This window comes from Actinomadura sp. CNU-125, from assembly GCF_001942465.1.
GTDB lineage: Bacteria > Actinomycetota > Actinomycetes > Streptosporangiales > Streptosporangiaceae > Spirillospora.
Map to the genome: position 1 here is coordinate 1 of NZ_MKJY01000580.1, position 20012 is coordinate 20012.

Annotated in this window: 20 protein-coding genes; 7 read left to right on the forward strand and 13 right to left on the reverse strand. The window is 72.8% G+C overall.

The window, feature by feature from the left end; genetic code table 11:
* The first annotated feature begins 107 nt into the window (after positions 1-107).
* Both narJ and narI read left to right on the forward strand, forming a co-directional pair.
* The gene (gene narJ, locus BJF79_RS45400) at positions 108-782 is read left to right on the forward strand and encodes a nitrate reductase molybdenum cofactor assembly chaperone (RefSeq protein ID WP_075906864.1); all 675 of its coding nucleotides are present in this window, start codon (positions 108-110) and stop codon (positions 780-782) included.
* On the forward strand, positions 779-1564 hold the full coding sequence (gene narI / locus BJF79_RS45405; protein ID WP_083734735.1) for a respiratory nitrate reductase subunit gamma: 786 nt from the start codon (positions 779-781) through the stop codon (positions 1562-1564). The genes narJ and narI overlap by 4 nt, the downstream gene beginning before the upstream one ends.
* 25 nt (positions 1565-1589) lie before the next feature.
* On the opposite strand, the gene BJF79_RS66225 is transcribed toward narI, so the two are convergent.
* The 6 genes from BJF79_RS66225 to BJF79_RS45435 form a co-directional block, all read right to left on the reverse strand.
* The gene (locus tag BJF79_RS66225) at positions 1590-3272 is read right to left on the reverse strand and encodes a TIGR04053 family radical SAM/SPASM domain-containing protein (protein WP_316043572.1); all 1683 of its coding nucleotides are present in this window, start codon (positions 3270-3272) and stop codon (positions 1590-1592) included.
* A 7-nt stretch (positions 3273-3279) separates the two neighbouring features.
* Positions 3280-3690 carry a hypothetical protein gene (locus BJF79_RS64595; RefSeq protein WP_262403527.1) on the reverse strand — a complete coding sequence of 137 codons (411 nt, stop codon included), beginning with the start codon at positions 3688-3690 and terminating at the stop codon, positions 3280-3282.
* A complete protein-coding gene (locus tag BJF79_RS45420) occupies positions 3576-4712 on the reverse strand; it encodes a hypothetical protein (protein ID WP_262403528.1) in 1137 nt (378 codons plus the stop codon). Before BJF79_RS45420 ends, BJF79_RS64595 begins: the two co-directional genes overlap by 115 nt.
* Before the next feature lie 47 nt (positions 4713-4759).
* A complete protein-coding gene (locus BJF79_RS45425) occupies positions 4760-5746 on the reverse strand; it encodes an Acg family FMN-binding oxidoreductase (protein WP_075906866.1) in 987 nt (328 codons plus the stop codon).
* Positions 5747-5885: 139 nt separating this feature from the next.
* Complete coding sequence (locus BJF79_RS45430; RefSeq protein ID WP_075906867.1) at positions 5886-6296, reverse strand: nuclear transport factor 2 family protein; 411 nt, start codon at positions 6294-6296, stop codon at positions 5886-5888.
* Between the two features lie 11 nt (positions 6297-6307).
* Positions 6308-7375, reverse strand: coding sequence for a hypothetical protein (locus BJF79_RS45435; RefSeq protein WP_262403529.1), 1068 nt, complete (start codon positions 7373-7375; stop codon positions 6308-6310).
* 110 nt (positions 7376-7485) lie between these two features.
* On the opposite strand from BJF79_RS45435, the gene BJF79_RS45440 reads away from it, so the two are divergent.
* On the forward strand, positions 7486-8163 hold the full coding sequence (locus BJF79_RS45440; RefSeq protein ID WP_075906868.1) for a TetR/AcrR family transcriptional regulator: 678 nt from the start codon (positions 7486-7488) through the stop codon (positions 8161-8163).
* On the opposite strand, the gene BJF79_RS45445 is transcribed toward BJF79_RS45440, so the two are convergent.
* The 3 genes from BJF79_RS45445 to BJF79_RS45455 form a co-directional block, all read right to left on the reverse strand.
* The gene (locus tag BJF79_RS45445) at positions 8127-9392 is read right to left on the reverse strand and encodes a PucR family transcriptional regulator (protein WP_075906869.1); all 1266 of its coding nucleotides are present in this window, start codon (positions 9390-9392) and stop codon (positions 8127-8129) included. The two genes, BJF79_RS45440 and BJF79_RS45445, sit on opposite strands and share 37 nt — an antisense overlap.
* A gap of 516 nt (positions 9393-9908) precedes the next feature.
* Positions 9909-11519 carry an MDR family MFS transporter gene (locus BJF79_RS45450; RefSeq protein ID WP_075906870.1) on the reverse strand — a complete coding sequence of 537 codons (1611 nt, stop codon included), beginning with the start codon at positions 11517-11519 and terminating at the stop codon, positions 9909-9911.
* A gap of 95 nt (positions 11520-11614) precedes the next feature.
* Positions 11615-12325, reverse strand: a complete 711-nt coding sequence (locus BJF79_RS45455; protein WP_075906871.1) for a TetR family transcriptional regulator — start codon at positions 12323-12325, stop codon at positions 11615-11617.
* A gap of 126 nt (positions 12326-12451) precedes the next feature.
* On the opposite strand from BJF79_RS45455, the gene BJF79_RS45460 reads away from it, so the two are divergent.
* From BJF79_RS45460 to BJF79_RS45465, 3 genes are read left to right on the forward strand one after another with little or no spacing between them, the layout of a single operon-like run.
* Positions 12452-12655 (forward strand): hypothetical protein, encoded by a 204-nt coding sequence (locus tag BJF79_RS45460; RefSeq protein WP_143220949.1) that lies wholly within the window; start codon positions 12452-12454, stop codon positions 12653-12655.
* A complete protein-coding gene (locus tag BJF79_RS64600) occupies positions 12652-12870 on the forward strand; it encodes a hypothetical protein (RefSeq protein WP_262403530.1) in 219 nt (72 codons plus the stop codon). Before BJF79_RS45460 ends, BJF79_RS64600 begins: the two co-directional genes overlap by 4 nt.
* On the forward strand, positions 12871-13920 hold the full coding sequence (locus tag BJF79_RS45465; RefSeq protein WP_262403531.1) for an MFS transporter: 1050 nt from the start codon (positions 12871-12873) through the stop codon (positions 13918-13920). It abuts the gene before it with no gap.
* Positions 13921-13953: 33 nt separating this feature from the next.
* Here the strand turns inward: BJF79_RS45465 and BJF79_RS45470 are convergent, their stop codons facing one another.
* Both BJF79_RS45470 and BJF79_RS45475 read right to left on the reverse strand, forming a co-directional pair.
* The gene (locus BJF79_RS45470) at positions 13954-14727 is read right to left on the reverse strand and encodes a hotdog domain-containing protein (RefSeq protein ID WP_075906888.1); all 774 of its coding nucleotides are present in this window, start codon (positions 14725-14727) and stop codon (positions 13954-13956) included.
* Between the two features lie 23 nt (positions 14728-14750).
* On the reverse strand, positions 14751-15623 hold the full coding sequence (locus tag BJF79_RS45475; protein WP_075906873.1) for an SDR family NAD(P)-dependent oxidoreductase: 873 nt from the start codon (positions 15621-15623) through the stop codon (positions 14751-14753).
* A 497-nt stretch (positions 15624-16120) separates the two neighbouring features.
* Between BJF79_RS45475 and BJF79_RS45480 the strand changes: the two genes are divergently transcribed.
* Positions 16121-17761, forward strand: coding sequence for a class I adenylate-forming enzyme family protein (locus BJF79_RS45480; protein WP_262403532.1), 1641 nt, complete (start codon positions 16121-16123; stop codon positions 17759-17761).
* A gap of 66 nt (positions 17762-17827) precedes the next feature.
* Here BJF79_RS45480 and BJF79_RS45485 read toward each other — a convergent pair whose 3' ends face one another.
* Entirely contained in the window at positions 17828-19006 is a 1179-nt protein-coding gene (locus BJF79_RS45485; RefSeq protein WP_075906874.1) for an amidohydrolase family protein, read from the reverse strand.
* A gap of 119 nt (positions 19007-19125) precedes the next feature.
* On the reverse strand, positions 19126-19836 hold the full coding sequence (locus BJF79_RS45490; RefSeq protein WP_083734738.1) for a TetR/AcrR family transcriptional regulator: 711 nt from the start codon (positions 19834-19836) through the stop codon (positions 19126-19128).
* Positions 19837-20012: the final 176 nt, after the last annotated feature.

Consider the following 20012-nt stretch of genomic DNA (forward strand, 5'->3'; position numbering starts at 1 on the left):
GCCGACAAGCACAAACGCGTCAACCTCCTCAACTGGGACGGCAAGGGCGCGCCCGCCGGGCTGTTCCCGCCCCGCGAGGACGACGACCCCGGAACGGAGCCCAAGCCGTGAAGACGAAGGCCCCCGCCAGGCATGGCCTGAACGACATCCAGGCGGCGACGACCTGGCAGGTGGCGTCGCTGCTGCTCGGCTATCCGGACGACGGGCTGCTCGCGCGGCTTCCGATGCTGCGCCGGGCCGTACGGAACCTGCCCGCGTCCGTCGCCGAGCCCCTGGGCGCGGTCCTCGCCACTCTGGACGAGACGTCGCCGCAGGCGCTCGCCGCCGACTTCGTGACGACGTTCGACCAGCGCAAGCGCTCCTGCCCCTACCTGACGTACTTCGCCTGCGGCGACACCCGGAAGCGGGGCATGGCGCTGCTGCGGTTCAAGCAGGCGTACGACGCGGCCGGGCTCGTCCTGGACGGGGAGCTGCCGGACCACCTCGCGGTCGTGCTGGAGTTCGGCGCGACCGCGGACCTCGCGGAGGCCCGGCGGCTGCTACTGGAGCATCGCGCCGGCGTGGAGCTGCTGCGGCTGGCCCTCACCGAGGCGGGGTCGCCGTGGACCGGCGTCCTGGACGCGGTCTCGGCGACGCTCCCGCCGCTCTCCGGCGACATCGAGGACGCCGTCGCCCGGCTGGCGGCCGAGGGGCCGCCCGAGGAGCAGGTCGGCCTCGCCCCGTACGGGATCGGGTCGGGTCCCGTCTTCCTGCCCGATCCCGTACTGGAGGCCCGCTCATGACCGTCCACTCTCCGGTCCACTCCCCCGTCGTCGCGGCACCGGACGGGGGGCAGGCGGGCGTCGGGGGCGTCCTGCTGTGGGTCGCGCTGCCGTACGTCGCCATCGCGATCTTCGTCCTCGGGCACGTCTGGCGGTACCGGTACGACAAGTTCGGGTGGACGACGCGCTCGTCGCAGCTCTACGAGCGGCGGCTGCTGCGGATCGGCAGCCCGCTGTTCCACTTCGGCATCCTGATGGTGGCGTTCGGCCACGTCGGCGGGCTGGTGATCCCGAACGGGTGGACCGAGGCCGCCGGGATCACCGAGCACATGTACCACGTCGTCGCCGTGTCGCTCGGGACCGTCGCGGGGGTCTGCACCCTGGCGGGCCTGGCGATCCTGATCTACCGGCGCCGCACGGTCGGCCCGGTGTTCTCCGCGACCACCCGCAACGACAAGCTCATGTACGCGGTCCTCGCGGGGACGATCGTGCTCGGCCTGGCCGCCACCGTCGTCGCGAACATCGTCGGCGGCGGTTACGACTACCGCGAGTCGGTGTCCCCGTGGTTCCGGTCGATCTTCTACCTGCGGCCCGATCCGGACCTGATGACGGGCGTCCCGATCCTGTTCCAGTTGCACGCCCTCAGCGCGCTCCTGCTGTTCTCCATCTGGCCGTTCACCCGGCTGGTGCACATGCTGACCGCGCCCATCGGCTACGTGACGCGCCCCTACATCGTGTACCGCAGCCGGGACGAGCAGCTGGGGGCGCTCCCGCCCCGCAGGGGATGGGAGCGGACGCCCTGAGGCCGTCCGCCACGACGCCCCCTCGTCATTCGGCGCTCCGCGCCGGGTGGTGAGGGGGCTTTCCGTCGTCGGGCGCCGGGGCGCCGGCGCCGCGGATGCGGCGGCCGGTGACGAGGTCGGAGCGGATGCGGATGAAGACGTCGCGGGTGCCCGGCGCCCAGCTGTGCAGCGGCAGCGCCTCCAGCGCGGCGAGCTGGCGGGGGGCGGTGACGCGCCGGGCGCGGCCGACGACGACCACCGACCAGCCCGTCCGGGCGGTGATGTCGAAGTCGTCGATCTCGAACGCGACGACGGTGTCGGCGGCGGCCGTGGCGAGCCTGGACGTCCGGGACGTCTTGAACACGATGTCGCGGCCGCCGACGACGAAGTTGACCGGCTGCACGGCGGGCAGCGCCTGGTGCGTGAAGACGACCCGTCCGATCACCGCGCGGGCGAGGAGGGCGCGGCACTCGTCCTCGTCGAGGATCTCCAGGCCGCTCTGATCGAACTCCATGGCCCCACATTGCCGCAGCGGCGGCGGCCGCGTTAGGGACGAAGGTCCCGGGTGTAGGGCGCGAGTTCGTCCTGGTGGGGGAAGGTGCCGGGGACGTAGGCGCACCAGGGGTCCTCGCCGTACGGGTCCCCGGACACCGCCAGGGCGCGCGAGCGCGAGCCCCGCGACAGGGACGGAACTCGCAGGCGCGCACCGTCCGGTCAGGTTGCCGGGGTCGCGGAGGCCGACGAACAGCGGCGAGTCCCGGTAGACGCCGGTGAGGCGGTCGCGGCGGACGTCGCCCGCCGAGGCGGGCAGGAAGCCGCTGGGGTGGACGCCGCCCGTGTGGGAGACGAAGACGAACCCGCGCGCGGAGTTGACGTCCATGGGCGGGCGGCGGGCCCGCCGCACCGGGAGATCGAGTTCGGTGAGCCGGTCCCGCAGGGTCTTGTACAGCGGTCCCAGGCCCAGCGCCGCCACGTGGTCGTCCCCGTGCCGCCGCAGGATCTCGCGCTGGACGGCGACGCGGCGGAAGTGGTGCGCCTCGGTGGTCCGCGCGGGAACGTGGGCCCCGGCGTCGTAGACGAAGTTGAGGACGTCCTCCACCTGGTCCGCGGAGAGCCCGGGCAGCGTCTTGCCGCGGCCGGTCGGGACGAGCAGGAACGCGCTCCACGTGAGCGCGCCCATCTCGTGGACGACGCGGACGATCTCCGGCAGGTCGGTCATGTTGTGCCCGGTGACGGTCGTGTTGATCTGCACCTTGAGGCCGAGGTCGCGGGCCGCCCGCCAGGCGTCCAGGGTCCAGCGGTAGACGCCGGGGGTGGCGCGGAAGGTGTCGTGGACGCGTGCGTCCGAGCCGTCCAGGCTGAGCGAGACGGCGCGCGCGCCCGCGTCCTTCAGCCCGGCCAGGCCCGCCTCGGTGAGGGTGGGCGTGCCGGACGGCGACACCGCGACCGGCAGGCCGAGGGCGGTGCCGTGCCGCACCAGGTCGAACAGGTCGGGCCGCTGGAACGGGTCGCCGCCGGTGATGACGAACAGCGGCGGCGGGGTGCCGAACTCGGCGACCTGCGCCATGAGGTCGCGGGCCTCGGCGGTGCCGAGCTCGCCCGGGTCGCGGTCCGGTCTGGCCTCGGCGCGGCAGTGCACGCACGCCAGCGGGCACGCCCGCGTCGCCTCCCAGATGACGATGAACGGCCGGTCGGCGGTGTCGTGGCGGGGTGCTCGTATCTGTCTCATGTCCGCCTCATGCGTCCATCAGGTAGTCGACGGCGTCGGCGGCGGAGTAGTCGCCGCCGTTCGCGCGCAGGAGGTCGGGGAGGAAACCGAGGTCCTGGCCGAGGGTCGGCATGGGCGGCTCGGCGTAGCCGTCCGGCCGGTGCTGGCCGAGGCCGATGTTCGCGACGAGCGCGTTGCACAGGCAGCGGCGGCCCGCGGTGTCCTCGATCGTCCCGCCCTTGCGGACGTAGGCGTCGACGGGTTCGGCGGGGCAGCGGAAGCCGACCGAGCCGTTCTCCTTCAGGTAAGGGGTGCGCAGGTAGCTCAGGTCGCACAGCCTGGTCCGCTCCCGGTAGACCTCGTCGTCGGAGAGCGTTCCGGGCAGTTCGGCGACCTTGAACGGGAACCCGGCCGGTGACGCGCGGGGGTCGTTGCGCACCCGCAGGTCGCCGTCCAGCGCCCGCGCGACGATCCGTCGCCGCAGCTCCGGGTCCAGGCCCGACTCGCGGCACAGCGCGAAAACGCTCCCGGCCTGGATCCCGGCGGCGCCCGCCGCGCGCGCCTCCGCCAGGGCGCCCGGCCGGGCGAACCCGCCCGCCAGCCAGAACGGCAGGCCGAGTCGGGCGACCTTCGCCGGGTCGATCCGGTCGCGCCGCCCGTAGATCGGCTCGCCGCGGTCGTCCAGGTTCGGCGCCCGCGCGGCGGCGCGCTGTGCCCGCCCGCCACCGGCGTCTCGAGGACGAACCCGTCCGGGCGGGTGGCGGGCGTCCGGTGCAGGTACACGGCCAGAACGGGCGAGGAGACGATCGCGAGGAACCGCGGCCGCGGCACGTCCGCGGCGGGGCCGCCGAGCGCCGCCGGGTCGAACGTGAGCTCGCGGCCCTCGGCGGCTCCGGCGACGGTCACCGTCAGGCGGCCGGGGACCCCGGCGGCCAGCGCGTCCAGCAGCGCCGGGATCTCGCTGGGAATGCCCGCCCCCATCAGGACGTCGTCCACCCCGGCGAGCATCGCGCCGTAGACGGCCGCCGGGGTGGCGAGCTGGATCTTCTCCAGGTAGTTGATCCCGACGGGGCCGTCGTGTCCCTCCTTGGCGAGCCAGACCTCGGCGAAGTTCCCGGCGACGGTCAGCTCGTCCCGTGTCCTGTTGGGGATCAGGCCGAGTTTGGGCACCGGCCGGAAACGCTCCCCCGGTTCGATGCCGCCGGGGACGAAGTAGCGCCGCAGGATCCGCTCGGCGGCGTCCCGCAACGGGAAGCGGGCGAGCGCGCGCCGCAGGTGGCCGCCCTCGTCCCCGGCTTGGAGCCCCCGCGCGAGCAGGGCGTCCAGCGCCACCCCGGACACCACGCCGAGCTGTCCCGTCCGGGCGACTGCGCGGGCCAGCCGCCATCCCGACACGCCCGCGCCCATGCCGCCCTGGACGATGCGCGGCGGCTCGGACAGCGGTGAACCGGCGACGGTCATGGTCGGCCTCTCAGATCGAAGGTGCGCCGTGCAGCGGACGGTCGTCCTCATGCCGGGCTCGCGGTGCGGGTCAGGACTTCGCGGTAGGGCCGCCGGGGCGCGCCGGGGACCGGCGGCCCGTATCCCAGCCGGACGATCGCCTGGATGTGCCCGGTCGTGCCGGTGCGCGTCCCGACGCACATGTCCATGGGCTGCGACAGCAGCGACGCCGACACGCGGTGCCGTTCGGCGGTCAGCAGCACCCGCTGCAGGGCCTGCCCGGCGCGCAGCCAGTCCCGCGGGCCGTCGCCGCTGGTGAGCAGGACGCCGAGCTGCGGGCGGGCGGCGAAGTCGTCGACCGGGCGGCCGGTCTCGGGCCCGGCGAGGCCGAAGTCGCGCATGGGCACGCCGCGGCCGCTCGGGCGGGGGCCGAAGGCGTACCGGGGGACGCCGTCGCCGCGGGCGCGCAGGGACGTCCAGCGCTCCAGCTCGGCGAGGTACCCGGCGTCGGCGGTCAGCCGCTCGTCCGCGGCCCGCAGGACGCTGAGCAGGTACGCCGTCGTCTGCGGGCTCGGCAGTTGCAGCAGCACCCCTTCGGCCCGCGCGGCCGCCGCCAGCGCGCAGCGGACCGGCGTCGGCACCTGGCGCCGGCCGAACGGGCGCCGGTTGCTGCGCCGGTGCGGGATCCGCGCGTACAGCTCGGCCTGCTCCAGCGACGGCATGGGCGCGGGTTCCGCCGCCACGGACGCCAGCAGGGTCCCGCCGGGCCCGTCCGGCCCGTCCGGCCCGTCCGGGAACGGGCGGACCAGCGGCCGGTGCCCGGTCATCCGGATCGCCAGCCGCAGGTTGAGCAGCGCGGCCCCGCAGCTGATGTGCAGGGCGCGACCGCGCGGGTCGATGACGTCCAGGCGGCGGTCCGGGTCGGCGTGCAGGTCCATGACCTCGCTGCCGTCGAGCCGGAAACGCCAGGGCTGGGTGTTGTGCACGGACGGCGCCGCGACGGCCGCCGTGATCAGGCGGCGGACGCCGACGTGCGTCCCGAACGGATGAGGCACGGCCCTACCTCCACATGCTGCCACTGACACGCATCAGGCTTCCGGTAACGGAGGCGGCGTCCCAGGGACGAAGGTCCCGCGGGCGGGGGACCTAGGGCAGCAGTGCGATCCCCGCCCGGCCGGGGGCGGGGTCCGGCGGTCAGGGGGCCGGTTCGGTCATGTCCAGGCGCAGGCGGGTCAGAGTCGTGGTCTTGATCCGCCAGGTGCCGCCGGTCTTCTCGTAGGTCTCGTGGTAGTGGCCGAAGCCGATCAGCTCGCCGCCGCCCGCCCAGCGGATTCGGTCCTCCATGGCCCAGATCCCGGTGGCGGTGGAGGGAGAGGTGAGGGTGATCTCCGGCATGTGGCAGTGGTGCACGGTCACGTGGTCGGCGAGGTGTTCGCGGAGGAAGGTCATGAAGGCGTCGGCGCCGGTGATGACGCCGCCGCCCGAGCCGGTCGTGTCCACCACCGCGTCGTCGGCGAAGATCGGGCGCATGCCGTCCCAGTCCTTGGTGTCCAGGGTCCGGCAGTAACGGGCCTTGAGCCGCTTGAGGGCCTCGATGTCGTCCACCCGGCCCCTCCTCAGCGCCCGGCCGCGTGGCGGGACGACTGGGTGGGCAGGTCCGCGTAGGTCACGATGCCGGGACGTGCCGCCACCACGGCCGGGATCGCGTTGACCACGGGCATCGCGGTGATGACCGAGCCGATGGCGAGCATCTCGTCCAGGCTCATCGACGTCATGTCCTGCGGCAGCACCTCCACCCGCAGGTTCACCTGCGGGTGGCCGCGGACCTCGATCAGGTAGGCCATCGCGACGTCCCAGGCGGGATCGAGGTCGGGGGTCACGGTCCAGCGCACGTGCGCCTCGACGACGTCCGCGCCGCCCGCCGCGCCGATCCACCGGACGTCCAGCCCGGCGACGGTGCCTGCCTTCACCTCCCGTCCGGGGAGGTCGAGGTCCTTGGTCGCGTGCGCGAACCCGACCTCGCAGCGGACGTCGTCGAGCGCGGCGTCGAGGAGTTCGGCGAGGGCCTCGACGGCGTCGCCGAAGGGGGCCGTGGCCTCGCGGACGTCGTCGGCGTGGCCGGGGTCCCCGGCCGGGCGGCCCCAGCCGAGCCCGTCCTGGTTCGCGTCGCCCGCCCACATGCCGATGTCGAACGACTCGAACACCGTGACGTGGTCGACCCGCCGGCAGACGCCGGAGGCGACCGCGGCGAGCTGGTCGGCGTAGCCGGGGTTGACGCCGCTGCCGAACAGGCTCGCGCCGCCCGCGCGGGCGGCGTCCTCCAGGGCGTCCCGAGCGGCGCGGCCGTAGGCGCGCCCGGTGAGGAACGAGGCGGTGGTGAGGACGTTGATCCCGGCCCGCAGCAGCCGCTCCAGGTGCTCGACGTCGGGATGCAGCGGCATGTACAGGACGCAGTCCGGCGCGAGCGCGATGATCGCTTCGACGTCGTCGGTCGCGCGGACGCCGAGCGGGCGGCCGAGCCCGGCGAGTTCACCGGCGTCCTTCCCCGCCTTCTCGGCGCCGTGGCAGTACAGGCCGACGAGTTCGAGGCCGGGGCGCTCCGCGACGGCCGCGAGGGACTGGCGCCCGACGTTGCCGGTCGTCCACTGCACCACGCGGATGGGACGGTCGGATGCGGTTTCCACGGTTGCCTCCCTGACCCGGCGCGCCCGGTGCGGGCGTCGCATCACCCTAGGCAGCGATGCTGACCACGGTCAACATTCTGGCGAGCACCACTTCCAATAACATTGCGGGCATGAGGGAGAACGAAGCGGCCGACCGGAATGCTGACCAGGGTCAGCGGCGGACGAACCTGGCGCAGGCCCGCTCGCGCGAGACCAAGCAGGCGCTGCTGCGGGCGGCGATCGCGCTGTGGCGCACCAAGGGGTTCGCCGAGACCACCGTGGCCGACATCTGCCGGGCCGCGGCGGTCTCCAAGGCGCTGTTCTACTTCTATTTCCCGCGCAAGGAGGACGCCCTCCTGGAGGCGGGGTTCCTGTCCACGAGGGACGCGCGGCAGAAGTGGCGCGAGCTGGTCGCCGAGCCCTACGACCTGTTCGAGGTGATCGCCGCGGTGCTTTCCGCGCTCGAACGGACGATGCGGCGCACGCCCGCGGACCTGATCGTCCAGACCGCCCTGGAGGGCTACCGGGCGGAGCACCGGGAGCTCGCGGAAGGACGCGCCCCCGAGCACCATGCGACGAGGTTCCTCTTCCTCGAACTGCTGGAGCGCGCCCGGTCCGACGGCAAGGTCCCGCCCGGCATGGACGTGCTGCACGTGGCGCGCGTCGCGCAGTCGCTCCTGGAAACCGGCACCCGGCACTGGGCCGCGGGCGAGTACGGGGAGCGCGGTTTCGCCGAAGTGGTGGGCCGCGACATCACCGCGTACATCACCGGCTATGGCCAGCGGGGAGCGGAGCCGCCGCGTTCCTGACCCTTTCCGCCGGGTGCCGCGATTCCGGGCAGACGTAAAAGAGCGTTGAGGGCGATCATCGTGGCGAGCCTGGTCCGGGGGCCGGGCAGTTCACCGCCGAACAAGTCCTGGATGACGCGCACCCGATACCGCACGGTCTGGGCGTGCAGATGCAGTTCCTCCGCGGTCGTGACCGCGTTGTCGGCGTTGTTGAGGTAGCACAGCAGCGTTTCCGCGAGCATTTCCCGGCGCGGGGAGGGCTGCTCCAGAAGGGGGCCCAGATAGTGCGCGACCGTGGCGTCGACGAGCTCGCGGCCGGCGTGCGCGGTCAGCGTCGGGAGGTGGTCGACGCAGCGCACGGCGCCCGTCCCGGGCAGCGCCCCCTGCCGGATCAGCGCGGCGGCGCGGCGCGCCCAGCGCATCGAGACCGCGCCGGATCTCAGCGGGACGGCGGGCCCGACCGCGCCCGGATGGTGCTTCACGAGGTCGGCCAGGAGCGTGTCCTGGCCGGGGCCCGCGGGGTCGGGCACGATCAGGTACGGCAGGTCGCCGGACCAGTCCGCCAGGACGGTCGGCGGCACGAGGCGGCGTGTGACGCCCGCCGCGCCCGTCGCGTGCGGCACGATCACGCAGATGGTCTCGGGGACGGCCCACCCGGCGGCCCGGGCCAGCTCGGCGATGGCCTCGCCGCTGGCGGGCGGATCGGTGACGAGCGCGTCGCGCAGCGTCCCGCGCCGCCGCTCGCGTTCGGTCGTCAGATCCTGCCGGGCGGCGGCGTGGCCTTCGGCGGCGCTGTCGACGAGCCGGTCGACGAACTGGAACAGCCGTTCGGTGAGCGTCGCGAGGACGTCGCGCGGCCAGTCGAGTCCGTGGGCCTGGCGGATGAGCCGCCGGCAGGCGATCTGGCCGCCGAGCCGGAGCGCGGCCTCCAGTCCGTCGAGCCCGCGGCCGCGGCGGGCCTCGCGGGAGCCGAGCAGCCGGTAGGCGCCGTCGAGCGGCGCCGGGTCGTGCGCGGGGTCGTCCACCGAGTCGACGAACGCCCGGACGGTGCCGCCGATCATCCTGATCAGCTCACACCCGGAACGACCGGCCACGGGCCGGACGTCGGCGGGGACGTGCCCGCGGACCTCTTCGGCGATCTCGTCGGTCACGGATTCGACGTGGGGCCTCAGCAGGTCGCCGAGCCCGCGTTGGAAATCGGGGATCCACGTGAACGCTTCCGGCGGCGGTATTGACAGAGACAGGGACACCGCGAGCTCTCCTTGCGATAGGGAACATTCTCTGGCATCCGCGTCGAGCGGGGGTCGTCTCACCCGCACCCGGCGGGAAGGGAGAGACGGTGTCAGGGTCGGGAGCGGTGGAGCCGTTACCGAGTCAGGAAACCTTCAAAAAACGCCGTGAAAACAGAATGCCTTTAGCTCGCATCCATGCACGGATAGCGAGCTAAAGGCATTTCAAGTCATGCGCACATGGTGACGCCGGCGGGATTGCGATTCCACCGGTTTTCGTCTCGTCACTGAGACTTGGACGACTGTAAGCTACATATGTTCGCACGTCAAGAGCAGCACACAGATATCCGATCTAGCTGCGACTACACCCACTCCCAGGTCCGGCGATATTGACCAGAATCTCACTTCCAGGGTCTGAGAATCTCCCTACCAGCAGGAACTGATTCGCAGGATCCCTGATCGTGGAATCATTTCGGACACCGACCCTCAAGGAGATCGGAAACCGGCGGGCGCCCGGGGCCCGCCGGTTCTGCCCCGTCAGTCGGCGCGGGTCTTCGCGACGGTGTCCGCGGCCCGGCCGTCCGCGTCGCCGGACTCCTCGGCGAGCCGTTCCATGCCGCTTGTCGTCTTCAGCGGCTTCTCCTTGATGAACGGGACGATGAGCAGGACGAGCAGCGCGAAGGGCGTGGCGACGAGGAAGAGGTCCGCGGTGGCGACGCCGTAGGCGTGCTCCACGACGGCCCGCATCGGCGCGGGCAGGGTCGTCATGTCGGGGACGCCGCCGTGGCCGCCGCCCCCGCCGCCGGGGGCGCCCGTCCCCGCGAGGCTCTTGGTCATCTCGGCGGCGACGCGGTTGGCCAGGATCGCGCCGAGCACGCTGGTGCCGATGGTGCCGCCCATGCTGCGGAAGAACGACAGCACCGAGGTCGCCGCGCCCAGCTCGGCCGCGGGCACGTCGTTCTGCGCGGCCAGGACCAGGTTCTGCATCAGCAGGCCGACGCCGATGCCCAGGGCCGCCATGTAGACGCTGAGCAGGGCGAAGGAAGTGTCGGAACCGATCGTGGACAGCAGTCCGAGACCCACGGTCATGAAGACGGCGCCGACGATGAGGTAGATCTTCCACTTGCCCGTGGCGCTGATGAGCTGCCCCGCGACCGTGGAGGAGACCAGCAGGCCGAGGATCATGGGCAGGCTCATCAGGCCCGCGACCGTCGCGGACTTGCCCAGGGAAACCTGGAAGTACTGCGACAGGAAGACGGTTCCGCCGAACATGGCCAGACCGACCAGGAGGCTGGCGAGGGTCGTCAGTGTCACGGTGCGGTTGCGGAAGATGTCCAGGGGGATGATCGGCTCGGCGACCCGCGACTCGACGAACACGGCGGCGGCCAGCAGTACCACGCCCCCGACGGTGAGGGCGGCGGTCTGCCAGGAGGCCCAGTCGAACTCGACGCCGGCGAGCGAGACCCAGATGAGCAGCGTGCAGACGCCCGCGACGAGCAGGAACGCGCCGAGGAAGTCGATCTTCACTTCGCGGCGGACGGTCGGCAGCTTCAGCGTGCGCTGCAGCAGCAGGATCGCCAGCAGCGCGAACGGCACGCCGATGAAGAAGCACCAGCGCCAGCCGAGCCACGAGGTGTCCACCAGGACGCCGCCGATCAGCGGCCCCGCCACGGTGCCGACGGCGAACACGGCGCCGAAGATCCCCGCGTACTTGCCCAGCCGGCGGGGCGGGATGATCGCCGCCATCACGACCTGCGCGAGGGCGGTCAGACCGCCCGCGCCGATGCCCTGCGCCACCCGGCTGAAGATCAGCAGCCCGACGTCGTGGGAGAAGCCCGCCAGCAGCGAGCCGACCACGAACATGCCCAGCGAGAGCTGGAGCAGGAGCTTCTGGTTGTAGAGGTCGGCCAGCTTGCCCCACAGCGGCACCGTGGCCGTCATGGCCAGCAGCTCGGCGGTGACGACCCAGGTGTAGGACGACTGGCTCGCGCCCAGGTCCGCGATGATCCGGGGCAGCGCGTTGGCGACCACCGTCCCGGCCAGGATGGCGACGAACATGCCCGCCATCAGCCCGGACATCGCCTGGAGTATCTGCCGCTGGGACATGGCGGCGGGTGACGCCTCTTCGGGCGCCGTTGCTGCGTTCACGAGATCTCTTTCGGGGTTCTGGTGATTCGGACGTGCACGGGCGCTGGTCGGCGCCGGGACGGGACGCGCGGCGGCGTCCGGGTCCGGCGGGCGGTTCAGGAACGTTCGGGGGGCCTGGGCAGACCGGCGGCGAGGTGCTCGAACACCTCGTGGAAGACGTCGGTGAAGGCGAGTTCGTCCTGCCGGGCGCACCAGTACTCGACGGCGACCCGGACGGCCGTGGACCCGACGGCGGCGAGCAGCCTCGGGTACAGGCCCGGCCCTTCGGCGGACCCGGCGGACCCGGCGGACCCGACGGACCCGACGGCCCCGGCGGACCCGGCGGACGGGCGGGCGCCGATCCGCTCGGCGAGCACGTCGGCCAGCTCGGCCTCGTCGGCCATGTGCACGCCGAGGCTGCGGACGAGCAGGTGCGGCGAGCCGCGCAGCACCTCGGCGTGCAGGCTCCACAGGTCGTTCTGCTCGGCGATCTCCGCCAGTTCCCCCGCCATGGCCGTGCGCAGCGCCTCGAGCGGGGACAGCTCGGACGGCGCTTCGAGCACCGCCCGCCGGACTCCGGCGCTCGACTCCGCGCCGACCATGACGAAGACGTCGTCGCGGGAGGCGAAGTAGTTGAAGAACGTGCGCGGGGACACCCCCGCCGCCTCGCTGATCGCCTCGACGGTGACGCTCTCCGCGCCGTGCTCCGCCGCCAGCCGCACCGCGGCGTCCACGAGAGCGGCACGCGTGGCCCGCTTCTTGCGCTCCCGCAGCCCGCCCTCGGCGGCGCTCTTCTCCCCCTGCACTTTTGCATAGTACGCAAACATGCAGCGTCTGCAAACTTGGCCCGCGTACGCAGCGGTCGACCCGGTCCCCGGCCCGCGACATCGTGCAGAAACTTAGCCAAGCGAACCTATAGACAGCTTATATAAGGGGCCGATATAAAACGGTCCATGGATGTGCCGTCCCGGCTCGACGAGCCGGAGCCGGCGGCGGGCCTCGGGCGGCTGTACTCGCTGATGCGCTCGCTGACGCTGCTTGCCGGGCTGCCCGCACCGGACCGGGACGCGATCGCCGCGGCCCTGCCGGCCCTGGCCCGGCTCGCCGCCGCCGGCCTCGACGACACCCCGCCCCCCGCCAGTGGAGACAACGAATGAAGCAACCGTCCGCGGGCGCGCAGAGCCCGTTCCGTCAGCCGAAGGCCGTCTGGGCCGTCGCGTTCGCCTGCGTCGTGTCGTTCATGGGCATCGGCCTGGTCGACCCGATCCTGCCCGCGATCTCCGAAGACCTGAACGCCTCCCCCAGCCAGGTCACCCTGCTGTTCACCAGCTACCTGGTCGTGACGGCCGTCGCGATGCTGGTCACCGGCTGAGTGTCCAGCCGCATCGGCGCCAAGCGCACCCTCATCGCCGGGCTGATCCTGATCGTGGTGTTCAGCGCGCTCGCCGGGACGTCCGGCAGCATCTCGGGCATCATCGGGTTCCGCGCCGGATGGGGCCTCGGCAACGCGCTGTTCATCGCGACGTCCCTGGCCGTCATCGTGTCGTCGGCCCGCGGCGGGCTGGGCGGCGCGATCATCGCCTACGAGTCGGCGCTCGGCCTCGGCATCGCGGTCGGACCGCTGCTGGGCGGGCTGCTCGGCGACATCAGCTGGCGCGGCCCCTTCTACGGCGTCGCCGCGCTCATGGCCGTCGCGCTGATCGCCACGATCGTCCTCGTCGAACCACAGCCGAAACCCGCGCGCAAGACCTCCGTCGCCGACCCCGTCAAGGCGCTGCGGCACCGCGGCCTGCTGGTGATGAGCCTCACCGCGCTCTGCTACAACTGGGGCTTCTTCACCGTCCTCGGGTACGCGCCCTTCCCGATGGACCTGAGCGCGATGCGGCTCGGGCTGGTCTTCACCGGCTGGGGCCTGCTCGTCGCGGTCTTCTCGGTGTTCGGCGCGCCCTGGCTGCAGCGCAGGCTCGGCCTGGCCCGCACCCTCTACTGCAACCTCGCCCTGTTCGCGATCGACGTGCTGATCATCGCGATCTTCGTGGACTCCCGCGCCACGCTCATCGTCGCGACGATCGTCGCGGGCGTCTTCATCGGCGTGAACAACACCGTGACCACGCAGGCGGTCATGATGGTCGCACCGGTCGAGCGCCCCGTCGCCTCGGCCGCCTACGGGTTCGTCCGTTTCATCGGCGGCGGCCTCGCCCCCTTCGCGGCGGGCAAGATGGCCGAACACTTCAACGTCCACGTCCCCTTCGCCGTCGGAGCGGGCGCGATCGTCCTCGGCATCGCCGTGCTCGCGACCGGTCACCGCGACCTCGTGCGCGCCGAACGCGAGCAGGCCCGGCTGGACGCCCGGGCCGCGGACGGCGACGGCGACGCGGAGGCCACCGAGGCGGCGGAGTCCGCGACCGGCTCCGGCTCGTAACGCGCCGCGCCCGGCCGGGGGCTGCGTCCGCCGTCAGCCGCGGGCCGTCCTGACGGTGGCGATGCCGGTGAGGCGGTCGCCGTTCCCGGAGTCGCGCAGCTCCACCTGCCCGAGGCCGCGGTCCAGGTCCGCGGTGGCGACGACGGGCCCGACGCGCGCGGGCTGCAGGTACCGCAGCGCCATGGAGCACAGGGTGCCGCCGGGCGCCAGCGACAGCGCCGCCTCCTCCGCGACCAGGGCGATGAGCCCGCCGTTGACGGTGCCGGAGGCGTTCAGGCCGTCCTCGGTGCGGGGCAGGACGGCCGTGCCGGGGCCGCGGCGCTCGCATCCCGCGCGGTCGGCGAGCGGCTCGGCCAGCCGCTCCCGCTGTGCCGGGAGGTCGGTGCTCACCGAGGCCGGCAGCCGCAGCGCGGGATCGCGCGCCACCATGAACGAGCCGTTCGCGATCGCGAGCGGTTCACCGTCGCCGGTGGTGAACCGGACGCCCGCGACGAACACCGAACGGCCCGCCTTGATCGTCGCGGCGACGCCCCGCACCGTCCCGGCGGCCGGGGCCGGACGGTACAGGTGCACGTCGAGTTCGAGCGTGACCGGCACGCCCGGGGCGGTCACCCGGGTCGCCAGCAGGCCGGCCATCATGTCGGCCCAGGTCGCCAGGATGGACGTCCGCAGGAACGGGACGCCCGGAACGTGCATCTCCGGGGTGATCGAGGCCGTGCCGTGCAGTTCCTCGCCGACAGACCCGGTGGCGAAGCCGAGTTCGCCGAGGAGATGCCGCGCGGGTTTCCGGCCGGTGCCGACGCTCACCGCGGTGTCCCCGCGCTCGTCGTTCACGGTCGCGCGCCGGGCGGGGCCGAAGGCAGGACCCCCGCCGGAACGTGGTTCGCCCAGCCGGTGTCGGGCCAGTTGAACCAGCCGGACGACGCGAACGTGCCGCCGTCGGGGTGGAGGGTGGTGCCGGTGACGTACGACGACAGCGCCGAGGCGAGGAAGACCGCGCACCCCGCGATGTCGCGGATCTCTCCGGCGCGTCCCATCGGGATGGCGATCCGCACACCGGCCGGATCGGACATGGGACCGTCGCCGCCGCCTCCCGCCTTCGCGAGGTTCGGGGTCGGCGTGTAGTCGGGCGCGATGTTGTTGACGCGGATGCCGTCGGGGGCGACCTCGACCGCGAGCGTCCGGGCGAACTGTTCCACGGCGGCCTTCGCGGCCGTGTAGACGGCGAAACCGGGCGCGGCCCGGTGCGCCTCGATCGTCGTGATGTTGACGATGCTCCCGCCCCCGTCCCCCGCCTTCATGCGCGGGACGGCCAGGGAGCAGGCGTGCAGGACGTGCAGCAGGTTCGCGCGGATGATCGCGTTCCAGCCCTTGGGGGTCGTGTCGGTGAACGGCGCGCGGAACGTCCCCCCGACCACGTTGACGAGCGTGTCGAGCCGTCCCCAGCGTTCGTCCACCGCGGCGAACAGCGCCGCGAGGGCGTCGGCGTCGCGGGCGTCGCCGTGGTGGACGATCGCCGCCCGGCCGTGCCCGTCGAGCGTCGCGCGCAGCCGGTCGGCCGCGGCCTCGTCGATGTCGAGCACCGCCACGCGGACTCCGTTGGCGGCCAGGTCCAGGGCGATGCCCTCGCCCAGGCCGCCCGCGCCGCCGGTGATCAGCGCGACCGTGCCGTCGAGTCCGGCCCGCTCCTCGAACCACCCCACGCCCGTCTCCCTTCTCCGCCGTCCACGCCCCGGACCGGTGAACGCTCGCCCCGGCAGTTCAATTCGACTCTGACGTCGAAATCAATATGAGCGACATCGCCGACACCTGTCAAGGCCGGGAGCCGGCCGTGCCGCGCCTCCGGCAGCGGGCAGACGCCCTCGAACTCGACCGGTGCCGAGGACCGCCGCGACGTCCGGCGCCGGGTCGGTGCGGGCGATCACCGGCGCGCACCGGGCAGCGGAGGCGAGGGCTTCGTTCGCGGGCGCCTTCGCGGCGGTGAACAAACCATCGCCTCCCGTATGCCTCCGGGCCCGTCGGTGATCCTTTTCGTGGACGCTTGTGTCTAGATTGGCGGGATGTTGGTTTTGGAAGCTCTGGCGGCGGATCGCGCCGCGAACGGGCGCTGTGATTCGGTCGCGGCCGCCGCTCCCCCGGCGGCCGGGTGAGCGCGGCGGAGGCCGCCCGGTCGAAGGCGCCGGGGCCGATGGCGGCGGAGATGGACAGGCTGACGGCGCCGGGCGGCCCGTTCCCGGTCACGTGGGGCGTGCACGACGGGCGCCCGGCGCAGGTGTTCGCGGACGCACCCGCGACGCTGCGCGACCTGTTCCTGGCGACCAAGGCGTTCGGGGACCGCGACGCGCTCGTCTACGGGGACGAGCGGTGGACCTACGCCGAGCAGTGGGACCAGGCCGTCCGGGCGGCGGACGGGCTCGCCCGGCGGTTCGGCGTCGGCCCCGGCGACCGGGTGGCGATCGCGGGCCGCAACTACCCCGAGTGGTGCCTGGCGTTCTGGGCGGTGCAGCTCCTCGGCGGCGTCGCCGTCCCGCTGAACGCGTGGCTGACCGCGCCGGAGCTGGAGGTCCTGCTGGACGACTGCGCCCCGGCGCTCGTCGTGGCCGACGCCGAGCGCCTCGACCGGCTGGCCGGACTCCCGGGCACGACCGGACGGCTGCGCGGGCTCGTCGGCATGCGCGCACCGGCCCGCGAGGGGGTCGTGCCGTTCGCGGACCTGGTGCGCGGCGACGGCCCGGTGGCGGTGCCGGAGGCCGCGCGGCGGCCGGACGACATCGCGACGATCATGTACACGTCGGGGACGACCGGCCGGCCGAAGGGCGTCGTCTCGACGCACCTCAGCCACGGCTGCACGGTGCTGAGCATGCGGCTGCGGTCGGCGGCGCGCGCGAACCTCGCGGGCGGCGGCCGTCCGGCCGGTCCGCCCGCGACGCTGCTCACCTTCCCGCTGTTCCACATCGCCGGGCTCACCGCGCTCACCTCCAACGTCCACGCCGGACGCTGCATCGTCTCGATGTACCGGTTCGACGCCGCCGAGGCGGTGCGGCTCATCGCCGCCGAGCGCGTGCAGGACGTCACGGGCCCGCCGACCGTCATCCGCGGGCTGATCGACGCGATCGACGGCTCGGACCTCGACCTGTCCAGCCTGATCGCGCTCGGGTCGGGCGGCTCGCAGGCCCCGGCGAGCCAGATCCGGGGCATCCGCGCGCTGCTCGGCGGGCGGGTCGGTCCCGGTACGGCCTACGGCCTGACCGAGACGACGTCGGCGGTCGTGTCGATCGGCGGCGCCGACCTCGTCGAACGCCCCACGAGCATCGGCCGTCCGCTGCCGACGGTCGAGGTCCGCGTGTGCGATCCGGACGGCGCGCCCGTCCCGCCGGGCGGCCCGGGAGAGCTGTGGATCCGCGGCGCCCAGGTGGCGTTGGGGTATCACGGCCGGCCGCGCGAGTCGGCGGAGTCGTTCCGGGACGGCTGGTTCCGCACCGGCGACCAGGTCGTGCAGGACGACGCGGGCTACCTCTACCTCGTCGGACGGCTCAAGGACGTCGTCATCCGCGGCGGCGAGAACGTCTACTGCGCGGAGGTGGAGGCGGCGATCGAGGACCATCCCGGCGTCGCCGAGGCGGCCGTGGTCGGCCGTCCGCACCCCACGCTGGGCGAGGAGGTCTGCGCGGTGGTGCGGCTCCGGCCGGGACGGACGGCGGACGCCGAGGCGCTGCGCGCCCACCTGTCCGGGCGGCTCGCCGCCTTCAAGATCCCGGTCGCGGTCCGTTTCACCACCGAGGACCTGCCGCGGAATCCGAGCGGGAAGCTGCTGAAGGCGGGGCTGCGGCCGCCGGGCTGAGACCGGGCCGGAAGAAGGGCGGGCCCGCCGGGCGTCGCGCGGCGGGCCCTCGCGCCGGTGCAGGCCTCACACCGACATCAGCCGGGAGAGGTTGCCGCCCATGATCTTGGCCTTGTCGGCCTCGGCGAGGGCGGCCAGGTCGTCGACGTAGGTGACCGGGTCGGCCTTGCCCTCGGGGTGGGGATAGTCCGAGCCGAACAGCACCCGGTCGATCCCCAGCAGGTCGGCCAGCGCGGACATGTCGTCCTCGATGAACGGGCTGACGTGGATCAGGCGCCGCATCTGCTCCACCGGGTCCTCCTGGAACCCCTGCGGCATCTTCTTGTGGATGTCGGCCAGCTTCTCGATCAGCGGCCCCACCCACGACGAGCCCGTCTCGATCGTCGCGATCTTCAACTCCGGGAACCGCGACAGGCAGCCATGGCAGATCAGCGACGCCATCGCGTCCTCGATCGCGCGCCACTGCCCGATGTGGCGGAACGGCTGCGGCTGGAACGGCAGGTACTCCCGCTGCGCCCCCTCCCAGTCGCCCGAGTACCGCTCGTAACCGCTGTCGGACGAGTGGAACGCCACCAGCACGCCGCTGTCCTGCACCCGCTTCCAGAACGGGTCGAACTCCGGCAGCGCGAACGACCGGGGGCCGCGGAACCCGTGCGCCGGAGCCGGACGGATCAGGACGGCCCGCGCCCCGCGCTCCAGCGCCCACTCCAGCTCCTCGACCGCCTTCTCCACGATCGGAAGCGTGATCACCGGCGTGGTGAAGATCCGGTCCTTGTAGTTGAACGACCAGACCTCGTCCATCCACTGGTTCAGCGCGTGCACGACCACGTGCGTCAGCTCCGGGTCGTCGCGCATCCGCTCTTCCAGCAGGCTCGCCAGCGTCGGGAACATCAGCGTGCGCTGCACGCCCTGCTCGTCCATCAACTCCAGGCGCGGGGCCGGCTCCCGGAACCCCGGAACCGACCGGATCGGGTCCCCGACCAGCTCCCGGTACGACTTGCCCTCGGGGTTGCCGTTGCGGAAGTACTCCTCCTGCGCGCCCGGACGGGCCACGACCTCGAACGTCGGGTTCGGGATGTACTCGCTGATCTGACCCCGGATCGCGATCTTCGTCCGGCCCCGGACCTGCACGTACTCGATCGCCCGCCGGTACTCCTTCGGCAGGTACTTGGTGAAGGCGTCCTCGGTCTCGTACAGGTGGTTGTCCGCGTCGAAGACCGGATACGGCAGTTCACGCGTCGGCATTGGCTCTACCTCTCAGTCCCGAGATCGGTGTGCCTCGCAGCGGACGACGATACCATATATTTATAAATCTATCGAACTTTATTTGCACGCGTCGGCCCCGCCGGGGCGCCGTGGGGCGTTCAGTCCTCGGGGTGCGCCGGGACGAGGCCGATCGAGTTCGCCCACAGCAGCGTCAGCTGCTCGACGGATTCGTCGAACTCGAACGCGCCGCCCGCGACGAACATCTGCTCGGCGAAACGCGCGACCATGCCGCCGAGCGCCATCGCGGCGTACCGTCCGTCGACGCGGCCGTCGGCCCGGCCCTGCGCCTGCAACCGGGTGATCGCCGACTCGATCCGGTCCGCCAGCGCCTTGTCGCGCTTCACCCGGGCGGCGCGGACCTCGTCGTCGTAGCGGCTGACCTCCTCGATCACCCGCATGATCTCGGCCTCGCGGCGGTACGCGTCCAGGTACCACAGGTTGGCGGCGCGGATCCGCGCGACGGGGTCGCGGGAGTCGCCCTCCGCGCGTTCGAGCTCGTCGACGTCCAGCAGCCGGTCCTCGACCCGGGCCGCGACCTCCCGGAAGATCTGCTCCTTGGAGTCGAAGTAGTGGTAGAAGGAGCCGTGCGACATGCCCGCCTCGGCGGCGATGTCGGAGATCTTCGCCTTGAGGAAGCCGTCCCGCTCGAAGACCGCCTTCCCGGCGTCGAGCAGCCGCAGCCGGGTGCGCCGCCCCTTGGCGGAGCGCGCCTCAGCGCCCCCGGCCGACTTGCGGTCCGGCCCGCCGCCCGCCGGCGCGCCCGCCTCGGCGCGTGGGGTCCGCGCGGCCCGGGCGTTGTCCGTGGTCATTCGTCACCTGCTCGATCCTGCGTTCGCGGCGTCATCATCCTCACCTCGCGGGAGGCGAACACGAGCCGGCCGGAACCGTCCCGGCTGCAGCCGTCAGCGTAGTAGCCGCCGCGCACGCCGCCGGTCGTAGTGCCGGTTCGCGCAGCACTATTGATCCCGACGTCAAAATCAATAGT

Bases quoted from the DNA above. Each gene is read 5' to 3' on its own strand.
- narI (WP_083734735.1), top strand. From the start codon at position 779: ATGACCGTCCACTCTCCGGTCCACTCCCCCGTCGTCGCGGCACCGGAC.
- BJF79_RS66225 (WP_316043572.1), bottom strand. From the start codon at position 3,272: ATGAGACAGATACGAGCACCCCGCCACGACACCGCCGACCGGCCGTTC.
- BJF79_RS45420 (WP_262403528.1), bottom strand. From the start codon at position 4,712: ATGACCGTCGCCGGTTCACCGCTGTCCGAGCCGCCGCGCATCGTCCAG.
- BJF79_RS45440 (WP_075906868.1), top strand. From the start codon at position 7,486: ATGAGGGAGAACGAAGCGGCCGACCGGAATGCTGACCAGGGTCAGCGG.
- BJF79_RS45455 (WP_075906871.1), bottom strand. From the start codon at position 12,325: ATGTTTGCGTACTATGCAAAAGTGCAGGGGGAGAAGAGCGCCGCCGAG.
- BJF79_RS45460 (WP_143220949.1), top strand. From the start codon at position 12,452: ATGGATGTGCCGTCCCGGCTCGACGAGCCGGAGCCGGCGGCGGGCCTC.
- BJF79_RS64600 (WP_262403530.1), top strand. From the start codon at position 12,652: ATGAAGCAACCGTCCGCGGGCGCGCAGAGCCCGTTCCGTCAGCCGAAG.
- BJF79_RS45480 (WP_262403532.1), top strand. From the start codon at position 16,121: ATGGACAGGCTGACGGCGCCGGGCGGCCCGTTCCCGGTCACGTGGGGC.
- BJF79_RS45485 (WP_075906874.1), bottom strand. From the start codon at position 19,006: ATGCCGACGCGTGAACTGCCGTATCCGGTCTTCGACGCGGACAACCAC.
- BJF79_RS45490 (WP_083734738.1), bottom strand. From the start codon at position 19,836: ATGACCACGGACAACGCCCGGGCCGCGCGGACCCCACGCGCCGAGGCG.